Source organism: Pedobacter sp. 10L46_2, from assembly GCF_056395165.1.
This window is the reverse complement of the sequence record NZ_JBFTIZ010000131.1, coordinates 2,211-14,811: the sequence shown is the minus strand read 5'-3', so window position 1 is coordinate 14,811 and position 12,601 is coordinate 2,211. Positions and strand designations below refer to the sequence as shown.

The following is a 12,601-nucleotide window of genomic DNA, read 5'->3' as shown; positions in this document are numbered from 1 at the left end:
CACTTGAGTCTTATTTACCGAGTTTGGATTTTAATGTAATTATTAAGTTTGGAGACTATCCTCAAATGCTTAGTGACCTGGATAACGGTATTCTGGATTTGATTATTACGCCGCAAAAAGGAGATTACAAGGGATTGATTTATACACCATTTTTTAAAGAAAGAATAGTGGTAATTGGCGGGGCAAAAACATCAACAGAAGAGCTTGATCCTTTGCTAAAAAGCAGAGATCTGAACGGTATACAGGATTGGTTAAAACGCCAAACATGGTACGGAACAGCCGGAGATATGGAGCATTTACGCAGGTTTTGGCATATAAATTTTGGTAAACGACCTGATTTTAAACCTAATTACATTGTACCTAACATGAGCTCAATTATCCGTTGTTTAAGTGGGGGTGAGGGAATTGCTGTTATTCCCGATTTTCTTTCTAAAAAAGAACTTGATTCGGGTAACGTTAAACAAATATGGGATGGCTATAATGTAATAGAGAATACATTGTATTTTGGCACAAGAAAGAAAACAATGTATCTGGAAGAGGTCATGCAAATTCAGGAAATCTTTTTGAAAGAAATGGTTAATGAGCACCATGATAAACAAACAGTAATTTTTAATTAAGTGATATACTTATGATGGTATATTCAGAAACTAACTGTTATTTTGATCTGTTTTTAGAATCGTAATACGGTACGTACAAATTTATTAAGCAAAGGAGGACTAAACATTGAAAATACAATACTTTAAATATTTACTGGTAATCCAAATTGGTTTAATGTCTTTACCGTTGCATGGTTTTGCTCAAAACGGATTGCAACGTTTGGACGATCAGATACTTATTGATCTTTCAAAAACCAGAACACCTGAGAAAACAGGCTTCTTTATGTTCTTATCTAAAAACAATGATTTAGTTAACGTAGGTGTTCCAGTAGGCTTGTTTGCCGCTGGTGTAATTGGCAAGGACAAAGAAATGCGGCAAAATGCTTTATATGTTGTGAGTAGTTCGGCTGTTAATGCGCTGGTTACTATGTTAATTAAAAAAGCCGTTAAACGTCCAAGACCATTTCTTGCCAATGTTAAAATTAATGCTGTTTATCAGCCTTCGCATTATTCGTTTCCATCCGGGCATACCTCTACATCGTTTACAACTGCTACTGCTTTATCTCAGGCGTACCCTAAATGGTACGTAATTGCGCCTGCATATTTATGGGCTGGGTCTGTTAGCTTTTCGCGTTTATACTTAGGCGTTCATTACCCAACAGATGTGGCAGCGGGTGCTGTATTAGGTACTGGAACTGCACTTTCGTTTAGATTTATGAGACCAAATTAGTCTTACTGCTTTTCTCTTTAAGATAAAGCCTTGCAGATTCACTCATTGTAATAATGGCGCCACCAAGTATCACAATGTCTTTAATAACTAATCGCCCACGACCAGATAAATAGGGGAATCCCCATTGTTCATCTGTTAAATGCGGTACCCAGCTTTCGGGAGTAGTAACCAGGAAAGACAATGTGCCAACCGACATTAAGAATATAAGTGCACTGCCGATCATACTAGCTAAAGGAGCTACTTTATGTAGGGAAACCAAAATAGCAAGCGTAATTAAGAATACCCCTAAGCCCGCCGAAAAGCCATACGTGTTATTTGCTATATGCCATTGATGGTTCGCTGGAATCAAGTCGCCTTCTTTATTCATGTGGCTTTTATACTCATCAGGATGGTTGTAAAAGAAAGACATAAATGGGCTGTTGGCCACAAAAGGAACAACGCCATCAGCCTCATATGTAAAAAACTTTAAACCACCTATCCAAAGAAAGACGATAACGATTCCAAAACGGATTGCATTTTTACCTAATTGATCAAGATTGGCTATTGTATTTATGATTGAATTTTTCATGCTATTGATTTTTATACAAATCTATAGCAACCCGGGTAAGTAGTACATGGACAAAAGGGGTTAATCCTTGGACATATCCGCCACAATGGAGATACCGGTTTTATCTCTGAATACTTGTGGCGAAACTTTTGTGAATTTTTTAAACACGCGACTAAAATAAAACTCGTCCTGAAACTGTAAATTATAGGCAATTTCTTTAATGCTTTGCTGAAATAACGGGTACAGCGCCTGGTAAAATTGTCTCTAGACATGGATAATAATTCGGCATAGTCAGCTGGTTTACGGAGATTAAGAAAATGCTCATCCAACAACTGGCTAAACTGCTCCATAAGTTCATCTCTTTCGCTATCGTTATTTTTATTAGAAACCGCATTCATCTTAATGCTGCTCGATTTGGCTAAAAAGAGTTGCAGATACGCGCGTGGTACTATATCCGACAGGGTTTCGTTGTTTAATTCTTCTTTTAAATCATCCAGTAATTTATCAAATACCTTTGCTTCTTTTTCTGTTAGTATTACAATTGGATCGATGTAGATGTTGTTGAACAATAAGCCATTGCAACGCACTTCAGTACGATGAAATTCAATGCAATAGAAGTCGCCATGAAACTGCAGTTCTGTGCATTTCACAGATTCGGAATTTTCCAAGTAGATAACCTGTAATGGTGTAGAAAACAGTAAAGCAGGAGCAGCAAATGGGAAAACACCAAAATCGGCATGATACAGGCCTTTTCCTTCTTTAATAAACAACACAGTATACATGGTTGACTGAGCAGGTGTGCGGAGGTCTTTGTAAGTGGCTTCTTTTAAGCTTAACAGCTGTTCTCCTAATGGTGAAATTAGCTCTTGCATTAATGAGGTTTTATTAAAGCGTTTTTTGAGGCAATATTTTGCTGTTTTATATTTTGAAGTATTTCATCGTCGAAACCATTTTTTGCTAGTATGGAAATGATAAAGTCAGTTTTTCCATCAATATAACTATCAATATCAAAAGGATACTTTTTGGCCAGCTCCGTTTTTAATGTCCCGTATTCTATTACTATTTCTGGATGTGAACGAAGATAGTCCCTAAAGCGGATATGGTTTTTTAAACCCATGCTATCCTGCGTGCAAACGTATAAGTGGTGTCTAAGCCACTGTTTTCCTGAACCGTCAGCAGGGCTTAAATCCGACATTCTTTCAAAAGCATCTCTTCCAACAATACCCATTTCTCCCAGGTAGTTATATCCAAGTTCTTTTAATATCCGGATAATCTCTTTAAAATTGCTTTTATCTTTAATGACGAGATCTAAATCAATAATTGGTTTCGCTGCAAGTCCGGGTACAGAGGTACTACCAACATGTTCAATTCCAATAATGTAATCCTTTAGGTACTTATTAAATATAGTGCTCAGTTCCTGAAAAACTGATGCCCAGTTGTTGGAGTAGGGTACAACTATAACTTCTTTACTTGTCATGATATCGTCTCTAAAATTATTAATATTTTCTGTATCGAACAACTGATAACGCTCTTGCAAAAGGAACATCGTCAAGGCAATCTCTAAGAAGTATGATATTAATAAGATAAAACTTAAAAATTATCTTTTTTATATTTACGCCCTGCTATTACTAAAAATCGATAAAGATAAAATTAGTCGCAATAATTTATGAAACAGAATGGAACTGCCTTAAATACAACGGATAATAACCTTTCTTTAACCGAGCTGGAAGATTTATTAGGCGAACAACATATTGGTACTTCTTATGATACTCCGTTAAGAGCAGACGCTTTTGAGCTGGCGGACCATGAAAAAATTAAGATTATTACAGGGCATTTTCGGGAAATTATGGAAACGCTTGGACTTGATCTTACAGACGACAGTCTTAACGGAACACCAGGACGCGTAGCAAAAATGTTTGTAAAAGAAATATTTAGCGGGCTTAATCCGGCAAATAAACCGCAGATTAAATTATTTGATAATAAGTATCAGTATAACCAAATGCTGGTTGAGAAAAATATAACCCTTTATTCTAATTGTGAGCATCATTTTGTGCCCATTATTGGTAAAGCACATATCGCTTATATCTCTTCAGGAAAGGTTATTGGATTATCGAAGTTAAACAGGATTGTTCAATATTATTCCCAAAGGCCGCAGGTACAGGAACGTTTAACTATCCAAATAGCTAATGAATTAAAAACAATTCTGGAAACTGATGATGTTGGGGTAGTTATTGATGCAGCTCATTTATGTGTATCGTCAAGAGGCATAAAGGATGTAAACAGCAGCACCGTAACCGCTGAATATTCAGGTGTATTTCTAGATAAGGTAACAAAAGAAGAATTTTTGCAATACATCCGTCCTATGTAATGTGTTAATTCTATATGATTAGAGGTGAAGAATTACCCAACCTTAAGTTTTGACTTCAATAATAAAAGATAAATATATCTTTTATTATTGAATCTTATGTTTTACATTTGTAGTGCAGATGGGAATTTTTTCAAAAACATGTGAATATGCAATGCGTTCAGTTTTCTTTATTGCGCACCGGACAGCTTCAGGCAGCAGGGTAGGGATAAAGGAAATAGCATCAGGTATTGAATCTCCTGAGCATTTTCTGGCTAAGATTTTACAAGATCTTAGCAGAAAAGGAATTGTGCAATCTGTTAAGGGGCCAAATGGAGGTTTTTATATGGATGCATCTACACTTAAAAGGCCTCTATCTGACGTTGTTGAGGCTATTGATGGAAATAGCCTGTTCACCGGATGTGGTTTAGGATTAGAATATTGTTCTGAAAGCAATCCTTGTCCTTTACATCATGAGTTTAAGGCCATTCGGAACAAAATACAACAAATGCTGCAAGACACATCAATAGCTGATTTTAATGACGATTTGAATCTTGGGATTACTAAATTAAAAAAATAAAAAATTTAACTAAATAAAGGATAAAAAGGTATTAATATATTTTTATATGACTAGTGAACAAAAACAATGGATTAGCGCAACAGTTCCTGTACTAAAAGAGAACGGTGTATTATTAACAAAACATTTTTATAACAGGATGTTTACCCATAATCCTGAACTCAAGAACCTGTTTAATATGGGGAATCAGCAAAGTGGTAAACAGCAGACTGCTTTGGCAATGGCGGTTTTGGCTTATGCAGACAATATAGCCAACCCTGGAGTATTAATGCCAGTGGTGGACAGGATAGGGCACAAGCATGTTAGTTTAGACATCAGACCAGAGCAATATCAAATTGTAGGTCGTCATTTAATTGCATCAATTCAAGAGGTTTTAGGAAATGTAGCAACACCCGAAATAGTAGATGCATGGACAGTGGCTTACCAACAATTGGCAAACCTAATGTCTGGTCATGAGGCAAAACTATATGAGCAAAAAACTGCTCAGCAGTATGGATGGACAGGATGGCGTCCGTTTACGGTGGGTAAAATAAACGTAGAATCAACAGAAATTACTTCATTTTACCTTTTTCCGTCCGATGGTGGAAAAGTGGCCGCCCATGTACCTGGTCAGTATATCAGTGTTAAAGTGTTTTTACCAGAAATGAAATTATATCAGGCACGCCAGTACAGTATTTCAAGCACTCCAGCACAAGATTATTACCGAATTTCGGTAAAGGCCGAAAAAGGAGCGGGCTTGGATACAAATGGTCTTATCAGTAACTATTTTCATGACGTTATCAAAGAAGGAAATATTGTAGATGTTACTGCACCTGCCGGCGACTTTAAACTTGCAAAGGATTTAGCTGCCCCTGTAGTGTTAATTAGCGGCGGCGTTGGGCTAACGCCAATGATCAGTATGTTGCAGAATCTTGTGGAACAAAAATTCACTTATCCTATTACCTGGTTGCATGGCTGTAGGAACCGTTCAGTACATGCCTTCAAAGATCAGCTTGATCAAATTGTTAATGCAAATGATTCTATTGAGCAACATGTTTTTTATGATGTGCCAACAGCGCGGGATAAACAGGAGGGAGTGATGGAAGGATTTCTTGATATAAATAAAATAGCATCGTTACCCCAATATCCTGGTACTATGTATTATGTTTGTGGGCCAGCTCCATTTATTCGTAAACAATATCAGGATTTGATTTCCTGCGGAATTAAAAAAGAGTCGATCTTGTTCGAAGAATTTGGTCCTGCTTTACTTCAGTTAAATTAGCTTCATTTAGCAAATTATGGCTTATTGTTCGGTTGTCTTATCACAAGTAAAACTTTTTATATGAAAGCAGACATTAGTAATTTCGAAGATATCGTACTATTTGTAGATGGTTTCTACAGCAAAGTTAATCAAGATGAATTGATTGGGCCTATTTTCGACGCGGTGATTACAGATTGGAATCCGCATTTGGCAAAAATGTATGACTTCTGGAATGCAGTACTTTTTGGAGTTGCTGGATTTAAAGGAAACCCTTTTGCCAGGCATGCGCCTCTGCCACTTCAAAAAAATCATTTTGAACGATGGTTACTGCTATTCGAACAAACCATAGATGAACATTTTTCGGGTGAATTGGCTGATGAAACCAAGAAAAAAGCGGGAATGATGGCCGAGATGTTTTTAAGCAAACTCTCCCATATGAAAGATGGTTCGGATAGGGTAATTGTATAATAAAAGGGTGATTGCAAATGTAAAAGTTGCAATCACCTTATTACGAAGAAAGCTTATTTTAATGCTTTAAAATCAAATTCAATGTTTTTAAATGCCGAATTTGTAGGCTTAGCTACAAAAAGCCCTTTAACATACTTCTCAATTTTTTCTGTATTACTTAAAGACTGATATTGAAGCCAATCAGAAAGAGGACCTCCTAAATATCCAAATTCCGTTACAGGTATTTCAAATTTTTCTCTTAATTCAGCCGCATTTTTTTCGTTGTTATTTAAAACAGCGTTTAAATACGCCTTTAAATAAGAAATAAGTTTATTAGGATCTTGATAAGTAGTTATTTGAAATTTAGACTGCATCCCAAAACCGATTCTTGATAAATAAGCTCCGGATTGTTTTATCTCATCTATTTTTAAATCTGAATAAATTTTAAAATTCTCTTGCTTTGGCTCATTTAAGACCAGATAATAATAAACTGCTTTGACAACTAAGGTAATCTCAGTTTTATTTAGATCAGCCAATTCTTTTGTGGCATGTATCTGATAGCTAATTTTAGGAGTGAACATATAATTACTGCTTTTTAGCATTTCACTATAAGATTCTCTATAGCTACTTAATACAGCGTTATCTAACTTATACCTTTCTACAGTTTTAGCATTTACATCAGTTAACGAATATTCACTATTAACCAGGCCGACGTTATTAAGTGGATTAAACTGTTTATCTCTTACACTCATTGTATCTGTTAAGAAGCCTAAAAATGCAATGTCTGGTTGGTCATACATAAGGGCATTACTTGACTTTTGATATTCCAACTGAATCACGTTTTCAAGTGGATTTGACATATCAACTTCAACTTCAATTTCTGGCTTTTCTGGTGTTTGTGTTTTTTTACAAGATAAAATAAGTAATAGTGGAATAAATAATAAGGTCGTTTTGCGCATGTAGATAATAATTTTAAGGGCTATTAATTTTTCGTAAAAATATGAAAATAAAATAATTCTGATATTTTTATCTCTTATTTAAAAAAGCCGACGTAAATAGACTGATTGGGCACGAAGTTGTGACAGACTATTCGTGCCTTTTAACTTGGTTTTTATTTTAATAATCATATTTTTGATTAACTCTTAAATAAATTGCTCTTCGGAGCTTTATTTTTTTAATTCATCTAGCTGACCAAATAAAAGTAGAACCACAATGAAAAATCTTAGGGGCATTATATGTTTAATTGCGACAAGCATATTGCTATTCAATTCACTCCATTCTTTTGGTCAAACCAAAAAACAGAAATCAAAAAAGCCTTTGGTTGTATTTGTAACCGGTGATCATGAATACAGTAGTGAAGCCACTATGCCACTTATAGCGGCAGAACTGGAAAAGAATTACGGAATGCGTACGATCGTTCTTAAATCCTCACCTGATTATAAATCAGAAGAAAACATTCCCGGCCTGGAAGCATTAAAAGACGCTGATCTGGCCGTGTTCTATCTACGATGGAGACGGTTGCCTGAAGATCAGGTAAAATACATTGACGATTATTTAAAATCGGGCAAGCCAGTAATGGGCTTCAGAACAACCACACATGCATTCAATTATCCGGCAGGGCACCCTCTTGAGAAGTGGAATGCTTTTGGCGAATTTGCATTGGGTGCGCCTCCGGGATGGGGTAAAGGCGGACATACACATTACGGACACAAATCTACCACGGATGTTTCGGTTATTCCTGCACAGGCAAAACACCCTATTTTAACGGGTGTGCCAAATAATTTCCATGTTGCCTCGTGGCTATACCATGTTTTGCCGCATTATCCGGTAAAAGGATCAACATGGTTATTAATGGGTAAATCTGTAAATCCGGACAAAGCGGCAGTAGACAACCCTGTTGCCTGGACCTGGAAAACAGCTGCAGGAGGTAACACTTTTATGACCACACTTGGCCATCCTGCAGATTTTAATGAAGAAGGTTTCCAAAGACTTGTCATAAATGCTGTTCACTGGACATTAGATAAACCTGTTCCAAAAAAATGGGCGGGAAAAATCGAAATGAATGTGCCATACAGAGAATAATAACACGATTTTAATCTACTTTTTAACCAAACATTACATTACCTAATACTTTATGGAACTTTCGATACATAACTGGATGCGATCCGAAACGATAGAAACAACCATTCGCAGAGCATCTAGTCTAGGCTACAACAAACTTGAAATTGCAGGGAGTCCTGAACATTATGATACCAATCAGGTACGTAAATTATTAAAAGAATACGGTTTAACCTGCTGGGGGTCTGTTACCTTAATGCTTGAGGATCGTAATCTGCTTGCTAAAGATGAAGCCCAAAGGGCAAAGTCGGTGCAATATGTAAAAGATGTTGTCCGAATGGTAAAAGAGCTTGATGGACATATGGTTTCTGTAGTACCTGGCACTGTCGGAAAAATAGTTCCCGATGGCAGGCCAGAGGAAGAGTGGCAATGGGCCGTTGATTCTCTAAAAGAAGTCTATGAGTATACAGAACAATCGGGTATATTAATTGGAATAGAACCCATTAACAGATTCGAAACATATTTCATTAACAGGGGAGATCAAGCCTTGGCATTGGCTCAAGCTGTTGGGCCTAACTGTGGGGTTTGTCTGGATACCTTTCATATGAATATTGAAGAGATTGATATGTTCGAAACCATCAGAAGAGCAAAAGGCAAACTGATCGGCTTTCACGTTGCTGATAACAACAGAATGGCACCCGGAATGGGTAATTTGAACTGGAGCAAAATAATTGACACACTTCATGAGGTAGGATATAATGAAGTACTTTCGGTAGAATTTTGCGCTCCGTTAGATCGTACTCCAGCCAACCCTTATCCGAATTCTATTGATGAAAATCCAATAGATCTATCTCCAGAGCAAAAGAAATTTTTGGAAGACCATGGCAGTACTTCAGTTTCTGAAGAATTTTATACCATGCTTACACGCAAATCTTTTGATACCTTATCTAACCTTATTAATCACACAAAATAAACCTAAATGAAAATAACAAATGTAGAAGCGTTTTGGTTACGCTGTCCCATTCCGAAAGAAAAGCAACACTTTTCTGATTATGGCTTGCTAACCAATTTTGATATGACCCTTGTTGTGATAACAACAGAAGATGGCCTTCAGGGTTTTGGAGAAGCTAAAGCAGCAGTAGGATCCTCGGGCGTATGCGCCTCAATTGTAAGTTGCATAGAAAATGAGCTTAAACCTATTTTGATAGGGAAAGACGCAAAAAATATAAACCGTATCTGGGAAGAAATGTATAATGGTACACGTGATCATTATGCACTTACAAGAGGCCGCAGATTTCCAATTCTTGGACGAAGAGGACTTACCGTGTCGGCAATGAGTGGTATAGATACTGCTTTGTGGGATTTGAAAGGTAAGGCACTCGGTGTTCCGGTAATGGATTTACTAGGTGGTGCTTGTCGCGATCAGATGCCTGCTTACGCAAGCGGTGGCTGGGCAGATGCCGAAAACATTGGCGCACAATTAAACGGTTATGTAGCTAAAGGATTTAATGCAGTAAAAATGCGTGTTGGTATTATGGACCAAACTGTTCAGAATAGTATCGATAGGGTAAAAGCTGCCAGAAAAGCCTTAGGACCAAACATTAAACTTATGGCTGATGCACATGGAACCTTTAGTGTGCCAGAGGCTAAACAGTTTTGCAGAGGAGTAGAAGATTGTAATCTGTACTGGTTCGAAGAACCTATTAGTCCTGATAACAGACATGGAACTGCAGAGGTAAGAGCTTCGACAGCTATTCCGATAGCAGCAGGAGAAAGTGAATACACCAGCTTTGATATTCGTGATCTGCTTGAAGTAAGAGCGCTCGATGTGATTCAGCCTGATGCTGCTATCATAGGCGGTATTTCAGAAACTATGCGTGTTGGGCATCTGGCAAGCGTTAATCAGCTAGAACTGGCTCCGCATTGCTGGGGATCGGCTTTTTCTTTTATGGCAGGCTTAAATGTAGCATTCGCATCTCAGGCGGCAACAATAATTGAGTTTTCTTTAGGAGGAAACCCAATGATGTATGAGTTGGTAAAAGAACAGATTGAAGTTAAAGATGGCGTAATTGGCGCTCCAACAGCTCCTGGCTTAGGATTAACACCTAACTGGGATTTCGTAAAGGAATTCAAACAGAAAGTTTAAAGAGGTAATTAAATTGTATTTATAAATTTTTACATATGGCACGTGCACTAAAAATTAATCACGTTACACTAATTGTAGACAACCTGGAGAAAGCAGGAGAATTCTATCAAAATGAACTAGGTTTAGAACCACTTGCAGCATTTAGGTTCGACTACCCTGTAATGTTTTTTAAATTTAATGATGAACAGCAATTACATCTTTCCGAATGGGAAGATACCACTTCCTTCCGTGGACATATCTGCGTACAGGTTGATGACTTTAACAGCATTTTCTTCCGCATGAAAGAACTTAATGTTATTGACGTTAAGCCTTGGGGTAAGGTTAGGCAACTGCCTGATGGCGCCATGCAAATGTTTGTACGCGATCCTGCAGGCAACCTGGTAGAAATTTCCTCGACACCGGGAGGTGAAGTAGATCCATTGATATTTAAGGATGAGTTTTATGAAGAGGGTTTGTATGTTTCAAACAGAAATGATTTTAGAGGATTCAGATCTGATGATGCCACCTTATATCATAAATAGCTAATGAAAAAGAGCGTTTTATTGCTTGAAACTATTGATGATGATGCATTAAAAATCCTTCAGGATCATGTAAACGTATTTACCGGATATGATGATGCTTCTTTAACAGCTGTTTTAAAAAATCAAGAGATTCATGCCGTAATTACCCGTGGTAAGGGTCAAATAAATAAATCATTAATGGAAGCCATTCCAGCCTTGCAGGTTGCTGCAAGGTGTGGGGTTGGTTTAGATAATGTTGATGTGCAGGAGGCTACTGCCAGAAATATCATGGTGATAAATGCACCTGGTTCAAATGCAGCAACTATTGCCGAGCATACTTTATCGTTAATGTTGATGCTGATGCGCAACATGTACGAATCTGTTGCTCAGGTTAAACAAGATAACTGGAATTGGCGCAATCAATACGCTGGTGATGAGTTAAATGGAAAAACACTTGGTGTTTTGGGAATGGGGAATATAGGCAAACGTGTAGCTAAACTTGGCGAGGCATTTGGAATGAAAGTTCTGTATTGGAGCAGATCAAARCAGGATCTTCCATATACCTATTTGTCAATGGATGAGGTGTTAGCACAATCGGATGTACTTAGTCTTCATTTACCATTTACTAAGGAAACAGGTACAATAATAGGAGCAGAACAATTGGCTTTAATGAAACCTGATTCTTTATTGATTAACACTGCCAGGGGCGCGTTAATTGATCATGAAGCTCTTTTAAATGCACTTAATAAGCAAAGGATTTCAGGGTTTGCAGCTGACGTGTTACCTGAAGAACCTCCTGTTCCGGGTTTCCCGATATTGCATCATTCCCGTGCACTTGTTACGCCACATTCTGGAAGCCTTACGGCTTCAACATATAGGCAAATGTGTGTGCTTACCGTGAAAAATGTGGTAGCAGTACTTACAGGCGAAAAAGCAGATGCCAAAAGCATATTCAATTTTAGCGCGCTTAATGATCGCGTTTGAAAGTAATCTTCATTCTGTTACTGTTTACGTCATTCTGAAACTTAAATCGCACACCGTCATCTCGACGATAGGAGAGATCTCTCCTATCGTCGAGATGACGAGAGCATTAACGAGTGTTTAATTTACTGGGGCTATTTCTCCAATGGATGTTGTTTTAACAGCTCAGCCGGAGAATAAAAACCTGTTTTAGCTTTCGTTGCATTGCGCACCTGCTTAACTTTTGCAGGAGAAATAGCTGATGCCTGATTACCGAATGAGTTTCTCACATAAGTAAGTACCGCAGCTACCTCTTCATCTTTTAGCATACMTCCAAAAGGAGTCATTGGTACTTGTCCACTATATTTTTTACCTTTAATTTCAATTGGTCCCTGTAAGCCTTTTAGTACCAGCTTAATTAAGCGGTCCTGATTTCCCGTAACCCATTTTGATCCT

General features: G+C 37.5%; 16 protein-coding genes. 11 read left to right on the top strand and 5 right to left on the bottom strand.

What is annotated here, in order from left to right:
• Together AC1DDX_RS15095 and AC1DDX_RS15090 are read left to right on the top strand one after the other, a co-directional pair.
• Nucleotides 1-617, top strand: a 617-nt coding sequence (locus AC1DDX_RS15095) for a substrate-binding domain-containing protein (protein WP_477622219.1), incomplete at its 5' end; no start/stop codon positions are given.
• 154 nt (nt 618-771) lie between these two features.
• Complete coding sequence (locus AC1DDX_RS15090) at nt 772-1,326, top strand: phosphatase PAP2 family protein (RefSeq protein WP_172663154.1); 555 nt, start codon at nt 772-774, stop codon at nt 1,324-1,326.
• Here AC1DDX_RS15090 and AC1DDX_RS15085 read toward each other — a convergent pair.
• Genes AC1DDX_RS15085 through AC1DDX_RS15075 form a run of 3 tightly spaced genes read right to left on the bottom strand, consistent with a single transcriptional unit; the run spans nt 1,310 to nt 3,350 of the window.
• Nucleotides 1,310-1,894: a DUF417 family protein gene (locus AC1DDX_RS15085; RefSeq protein ID WP_172663153.1), complete on the bottom strand. Its 585-nt coding sequence runs from the start codon at nt 1,892-1,894 to the stop codon at nt 1,310-1,312. The two genes, AC1DDX_RS15090 and AC1DDX_RS15085, sit on opposite strands and share 17 nt — an antisense overlap.
• A gap of 11 nt (nt 1,895-1,905) precedes the next feature.
• Nucleotides 1,906-2,745 (bottom strand): hypothetical protein, encoded by an 840-nt coding sequence (locus tag AC1DDX_RS15080; RefSeq protein WP_477622218.1) that lies wholly within the window; start codon nt 2,743-2,745, stop codon nt 1,906-1,908.
• Complete coding sequence (locus AC1DDX_RS15075; RefSeq protein WP_288879508.1) at nt 2,745-3,350, bottom strand: GrpB family protein; 606 nt, start codon at nt 3,348-3,350, stop codon at nt 2,745-2,747. Before AC1DDX_RS15075 ends, AC1DDX_RS15080 begins: the two co-directional genes overlap by 1 nt.
• 189 nt (nt 3,351-3,539) lie before the next feature.
• On the opposite strand from AC1DDX_RS15075, the gene folE reads away from it, so the two are divergent.
• The 4 genes from folE (at nt 3,540) to AC1DDX_RS15055 (ending at nt 6,502) form a co-directional block, all read left to right on the top strand.
• A complete protein-coding gene (folE, locus tag AC1DDX_RS15070) occupies nt 3,540-4,241 on the top strand; it encodes a GTP cyclohydrolase I FolE (protein ID WP_477622217.1) in 702 nt (233 codons plus the stop codon).
• A gap of 118 nt (nt 4,242-4,359) precedes the next feature.
• The gene (locus tag AC1DDX_RS15065; protein WP_288879505.1) at nt 4,360-4,797 is read left to right on the top strand and encodes an RrF2 family transcriptional regulator; all 438 of its coding nucleotides are present in this window, start codon (nt 4,360-4,362) and stop codon (nt 4,795-4,797) included.
• 46 nt (nt 4,798-4,843) lie between these two features.
• A complete protein-coding gene (gene hmpA / locus AC1DDX_RS15060; RefSeq protein WP_288879504.1) occupies nt 4,844-6,055 on the top strand; it encodes an NO-inducible flavohemoprotein in 1,212 nt (403 codons plus the stop codon).
• A gap of 60 nt (nt 6,056-6,115) precedes the next feature.
• The gene (locus AC1DDX_RS15055) at nt 6,116-6,502 is read left to right on the top strand and encodes a group III truncated hemoglobin (RefSeq protein ID WP_288879503.1); all 387 of its coding nucleotides are present in this window, start codon (nt 6,116-6,118) and stop codon (nt 6,500-6,502) included.
• A gap of 53 nt (nt 6,503-6,555) precedes the next feature.
• Here AC1DDX_RS15055 and AC1DDX_RS15050 read toward each other — a convergent pair whose 3' ends face one another.
• Nucleotides 6,556-7,440 carry a hypothetical protein gene (locus AC1DDX_RS15050; protein WP_288879501.1) on the bottom strand — a complete coding sequence of 295 codons (885 nt, stop codon included), beginning with the start codon at nt 7,438-7,440 and terminating at the stop codon, nt 6,556-6,558.
• Between the two features lie 253 nt (nt 7,441-7,693).
• Between AC1DDX_RS15050 and AC1DDX_RS15045 the strand changes: the two genes are divergently transcribed.
• From AC1DDX_RS15045 to AC1DDX_RS15025, 5 genes are read left to right on the top strand one after another with little or no spacing between them, the layout of a single operon-like run.
• On the top strand, nt 7,694-8,563 hold the full coding sequence (locus tag AC1DDX_RS15045; RefSeq protein ID WP_337714820.1) for a ThuA domain-containing protein: 870 nt from the start codon (nt 7,694-7,696) through the stop codon (nt 8,561-8,563).
• 52 nt (nt 8,564-8,615) lie between these two features.
• A complete protein-coding gene (locus AC1DDX_RS15040) occupies nt 8,616-9,512 on the top strand; it encodes a sugar phosphate isomerase/epimerase family protein (protein WP_288879498.1) in 897 nt (298 codons plus the stop codon).
• A gap of 6 nt (nt 9,513-9,518) precedes the next feature.
• Nucleotides 9,519-10,685: a mandelate racemase/muconate lactonizing enzyme family protein gene (locus AC1DDX_RS15035; protein ID WP_288879497.1), complete on the top strand. Its 1,167-nt coding sequence runs from the start codon at nt 9,519-9,521 to the stop codon at nt 10,683-10,685.
• A 35-nt stretch (nt 10,686-10,720) separates the two neighbouring features.
• Nucleotides 10,721-11,206 (top strand): VOC family protein, encoded by a 486-nt coding sequence (locus tag AC1DDX_RS15030; protein WP_048905166.1) that lies wholly within the window; start codon nt 10,721-10,723, stop codon nt 11,204-11,206.
• Between the two features lie 3 nt (nt 11,207-11,209).
• On the top strand, nt 11,210-12,169 hold the full coding sequence (locus tag AC1DDX_RS15025) for a 2-hydroxyacid dehydrogenase (RefSeq protein ID WP_288879494.1): 960 nt from the start codon (nt 11,210-11,212) through the stop codon (nt 12,167-12,169).
• A 131-nt stretch (nt 12,170-12,300) separates the two neighbouring features.
• Here the strand turns inward: AC1DDX_RS15025 and AC1DDX_RS15020 are convergent, their stop codons facing one another.
• Nucleotides 12,301-12,492 (bottom strand): c-type cytochrome, encoded by a 192-nt coding sequence (locus AC1DDX_RS15020; protein ID WP_477622216.1) that lies wholly within the window; start codon nt 12,490-12,492, stop codon nt 12,301-12,303.
• Nucleotides 12,493-12,601 lie beyond the last annotated feature (109 nt).

Excerpts from the sequence above, each read along its gene's own strand:
- AC1DDX_RS15090 (WP_172663154.1), top strand. The coding sequence starts at position 772 with ATGTCTTTACCGTTGCATGGTTTTGCTCAAAACGGATTGCAACGTTTG.
- AC1DDX_RS15085 (WP_172663153.1), bottom strand. The coding sequence starts at position 1,894 with ATGAAAAATTCAATCATAAATACAATAGCCAATCTTGATCAATTAGGT.
- AC1DDX_RS15080 (WP_477622218.1), bottom strand. The coding sequence starts at position 2,745 with ATGCAAGAGCTAATTTCACCATTAGGAGAACAGCTGTTAAGCTTAAAA.
- AC1DDX_RS15075 (WP_288879508.1), bottom strand. The coding sequence starts at position 3,350 with ATGACAAGTAAAGAAGTTATAGTTGTACCCTACTCCAACAACTGGGCA.
- folE (WP_477622217.1), top strand. The coding sequence starts at position 3,540 with ATGAAACAGAATGGAACTGCCTTAAATACAACGGATAATAACCTTTCT.
- AC1DDX_RS15065 (WP_288879505.1), top strand. The coding sequence starts at position 4,360 with ATGGGAATTTTTTCAAAAACATGTGAATATGCAATGCGTTCAGTTTTC.
- hmpA (WP_288879504.1), top strand. The coding sequence starts at position 4,844 with ATGACTAGTGAACAAAAACAATGGATTAGCGCAACAGTTCCTGTACTA.
- AC1DDX_RS15055 (WP_288879503.1), top strand. The coding sequence starts at position 6,116 with ATGAAAGCAGACATTAGTAATTTCGAAGATATCGTACTATTTGTAGAT.
- AC1DDX_RS15050 (WP_288879501.1), bottom strand. The coding sequence starts at position 7,440 with ATGCGCAAAACGACCTTATTATTTATTCCACTATTACTTATTTTATCT.
- AC1DDX_RS15045 (WP_337714820.1), top strand. The coding sequence starts at position 7,694 with ATGAAAAATCTTAGGGGCATTATATGTTTAATTGCGACAAGCATATTG.
- AC1DDX_RS15040 (WP_288879498.1), top strand. The coding sequence starts at position 8,616 with ATGGAACTTTCGATACATAACTGGATGCGATCCGAAACGATAGAAACA.
- AC1DDX_RS15035 (WP_288879497.1), top strand. The coding sequence starts at position 9,519 with ATGAAAATAACAAATGTAGAAGCGTTTTGGTTACGCTGTCCCATTCCG.
- AC1DDX_RS15030 (WP_048905166.1), top strand. The coding sequence starts at position 10,721 with ATGGCACGTGCACTAAAAATTAATCACGTTACACTAATTGTAGACAAC.